This is a genomic window from Streptomyces calidiresistens (assembly GCF_014141525.1).
GTDB lineage: Bacteria > Actinomycetota > Actinomycetes > Streptomycetales > Streptomycetaceae > Streptomyces > Streptomyces calidiresistens.
Genome location: NZ_VKHS01000645.1, coordinates 1 through 3221 on the forward strand (window position 1 = coordinate 1; position 3221 = coordinate 3221).

Below are 3221 nucleotides of genomic sequence, written 5' to 3' on the forward strand. Positions count from 1 at the left end.
CTTCCCCCGCAGGCCCCCACGGCCCCGACGAGCGGATCGAGCGGGCCATCCGCGCCGCCCTCGCCGCCCTGGACCTCGACACGAAGGCCGCGCTCCTCGCCGGACAGGACATGTGGACCCTGCCCGCCGTCCCCGCCATCGGCCTGGACTCCCTGGTGATGTCCGACGGGCCCATCGGCGTGCGCGGCCGGCGCTGGACCGCCGACGACCCCTCGATCGCGCTGCCCTCGCCCACCGCCCTCGCCGCGACCTGGGACCCCGGGCTGGCCCGCCGCACGGGACACCTGCTGGCCGCCGAGGCGCACCGCAAGGGCGTGCACGTGCTGCTCGCCCCCACCGTCAACCTGCACCGCTCCCCGCTGGGCGGCCGCCACTTCGAGTGCTACTCCGAGGACCCCCTGCTCAGCGGTCTGATCGGGGCCGGGTACGTCGCCGGCGTGCAGGAGGGCGGCATCGCCACGACGGTCAAGCACTTCGTCGCCAACGACGCCGAGACCGACCGCTTCACGGTGGACAACCGGGTGGAGGAGCGCACCCTGCGCGAGCTGTACCTGCGGCCCTTCGAGATCATCGTGGAGCGCGCCGCCCCGTGGGGCGTGATGGCGGCCTACAACTCCGTCAACGGCACCACCATGAGCGAGCACGCCGCGCTGCAGAACGGCGTGCTGCGGGGGGAGTGGGGGTTCGACGGCTTCATCGTCTCCGACTGGATGGCCGCCCGGGACACCGTGGGAGCCATCCGGGGCGGGCTGGACGTCGCCATGCCCGGCCCGCGCACCGTCTACGGTCCCGCCCTGGCCGCCGCCGTCCGCGAGGGCCGGGTGGAGGAGGAACTGGTGGACGCGGCGGTGCTGCGCGTCCTGCGGGTCGCCGCCCGCACCGGCGCCCTGACGGGGACGGATCCGGTGGTCGCGCCCGCCGACCGGCCGCCGGTCGTCGACGCGGCGGGTCTGGCCCGCGAGGTCGCCCGGCGTTCCCTCGTCCTGTTGACCAACCGCACCGTGCCCGGCGGTCCGGCCGGGGCGGACCGCCCCGCCCTGCCGCTGGAGCCGGCTGCCCTGAGCCGGCTCGCGGTCAGCGGCGTCGCGGCCCGCGACGCCCGGGTACTGGGCGGCGGCTCGGCGACCGTCTTCCCCGAGCGGGTGGTCTCCCCCCTGGACGGGCTGCGGGCCGCCCTGCCGGAGGGGACGGTGCTCTGGACACCGGGCGCCGACCCCAACGAGGAGCCGCAGGTCGCCGGTGAGGGTTTCGCGCTGCGCGCGGTCTGCCGCGACGCGGACGGCGCCGAACTGGGCGGGGACCGGCTGCCCAACGGCCAGGTGCAGTGGATGGGCGACTTCCCCGAGGGCGTCGCCCCGGAGCACCTCGCCACGGTCGAGGTCACCGGGACCTTCACCCCCCGGACCTCCGGCGCGCACGGGTTCGGTACCCGTGGACTGGGCGGCTTCCGCCTGGAGGTCGCCGGGGAGGTGCTGTACGACGGGGTCGAGCAGCCGGGTTCGGACGACGCCTTCGAGGCGTTCTTCGGCGGCCCCCGGGAGCGGGGGACCGTGGAGTTGACGAAGGGCGAGGAGGTGACCGTCTCCCTGCGGTACACCGTGCCGCCGCTGGAGGCCATGCCCTTCCCGGTCGTCGGGTTCGCCCTCACCCACCGGGAGCCGGTGCGCCCGGCCGAGGAGCTGATCGCGGAGGCGGTCGAGGCCGCCCGCGGCGCGGACGCCGCCGTGGTGGTGGTCGCCACCACCGAGCGGGTGGAGAGCGAGGGCTTCGACCGGACCTCCCTGGAACTGCCCGGTCGGCAGAACGACCTGGTGGAGGCCGTGGCGGCGGTCAACCCGCGCACCGTGGTGGTGGTCAACGCCGGCTCCCCGGTGGAGATGCCCTGGCGGGACCGGGTGGCGGCGGTCCTGCTCGGGTGGTTCGGCGGTCAGGAGATCGGCTCGGCACTGGCCGAGGTGCTGCTCGGCGCCGAGGAGCCCGGCGGGCGGCTGCCCACCACCTGGCCCGCCCGCCTGACCGACGCCCCGGTCACCGGGGTCGTCCCCACCGATGGCGAGCTCCACTACGGGGAAGGCGTATTCATCGGTTACCGGGCGTGGGACCGGCGCCCCGACGGCCCCGCCCCGGCCTTCCCCTTCGGCCACGGCCTGGGCTACACGGGGTGGGAGTACGAGGAGCTGACGGTCCTCGACGACACCGCGATCGTCCGGGTGCGCAACACCGGCGACCGACCCGGCCGGGAGACCGTCCAGCTCTACGCGGCCCCCGACGACCGGGGCGCGGGCGACACCGAACTGCCGGTGCGTCGCCTGGTCGGCTTCGCCACGGTGACGGCGCGGCCGGGGGAGACGGTGCAGGCCGTGATCGACCTCGACGACCGTGCCTTCGAGCTGTGGGACGCCGCCGCCGGCGGGTGGCGGGCCCCGGGGACGGGGTGGACGCTCCACGCCGGCCGGTCGGTCGCCGATCTCCGCCTGGCCGCTCCGGCCCGTTCCTGATCGTCCCCGGGTACCGGATCCGGACCCGGTCGCCCCTCCCGGGCCGGCCGGGTCCGCCCGTGCCGGGAAGGGCGCGGGTCCCACCCGCCGGGAGGAGGCCGCCCCGGTCCCGGCCCCGGTCACCGGATCCGGTGACCGGTCGGAGCACCACCGGCTCCCCGGCCCCGCCTCACCACAGCCAGCGCACCACGGTGGCCGTCCCGATCCCGGCCAGGACGAGGAAGAGGACCATCGCCGCGAAACACCCCCAGCCGGCCAGGGTGTCCCCGATGCCGCCCGCCGCCTCCTCCCATCCCTCCGGGTCGGTGAACCCCCACTCCAGGGGGCGGCCGGCGGCCCGGGAGGCGTCCCGGCGCAGCTCGGCCAGGCGCTCCCGGGCGAAGTCGGTCGCGGCCCCCTCCTCCGGCCCGCGCCAGGCCACGGCCCGCATCCGCTCCACCGGGTCCGGGTAGCGGGCCTCGAAGGCCGCCACCTCCTCCGGGCGGCGGTCGGCGTCCAGCAGGCTCCACCGTCCGGCCTGCGCCGGCTCCCCGTACAGGCGGTACACCTCCGCGAGCCGCAGCCTGACCCCGAGGTCCCGGGGGAAGGAGCCCACCAGACCGCGCAGTCGCTGTCGGGCCAGGGGGACGCGCCCCGTCGCCAGATCCGTCTCCACCCTCGCCAGGGTCCGCTCGATGCCCACGGGCCCATGCTCCCGACCCCGCCGGGCGCCCCGCCACGGGT

General features: G+C 76.7%; 2 protein-coding genes. One reads left to right on the forward strand and one right to left on the reverse strand.

Annotation, left to right across the window (positions count from 1 at the left end; translation table 11 throughout):
* Nucleotides 1-2498: beta-glucosidase family protein (locus tag FOE67_RS20895; RefSeq protein WP_438874271.1), on the forward strand; the 2498-nt coding region annotated here is incomplete at its 5' end.
* Nucleotides 2499-2667: 169 nt separating this feature from the next.
* On the opposite strand, the gene FOE67_RS20900 is transcribed toward FOE67_RS20895, so the two are convergent.
* Entirely contained in the window at nucleotides 2668-3180 is a 513-nt protein-coding gene (locus FOE67_RS20900) for a DUF6584 family protein (protein WP_182666381.1), read from the reverse strand.
* Nucleotides 3181-3221: the final 41 nt, after the last annotated feature.